1 pseudogene is annotated in these 285 nt (G+C 53.3%); it reads left to right on the top strand.

The window, feature by feature from the left end:
• Positions 1 to 285: pseudogene (glmM, locus tag SB756_RS29400) on the top strand (phosphoglucosamine mutase); the annotation flags it as partial.

Raw genomic sequence — 285 nt, 5'->3', positions numbered from 1 at the left:
GCCAGCCATCGCCTATCTGACCCGTACTTTCCGCGCAGAGGCGGGCATTGTGATTTCAGCGTCACATAACCCGTTTGACGACAACGGAATTAAATTCTTCTCGTCCGAGGGCACCAAACTGCCCGACGACGTTGAAGAGGCGATTGAGCTGGAGATGGAAAAGCCGATTACCTGTGTTGAATCAGCGCAGTTAGGTCGTGCCAGCCGTATTGTGGATGCAGCAGGGCGTTACATTGAGTTCTGCAAAGGGACGTTCCCCAGCGAACTGAATCTGAATGGCCTGAA

Source organism: Pseudomonas sp. SIMBA_068 (assembly GCF_046534705.1).
GTDB lineage: Bacteria > Pseudomonadota > Gammaproteobacteria > Pseudomonadales > Pseudomonadaceae > Aquipseudomonas > Aquipseudomonas putida.
This window is presented reverse-complemented; position numbering and strand designations above follow the sequence as displayed.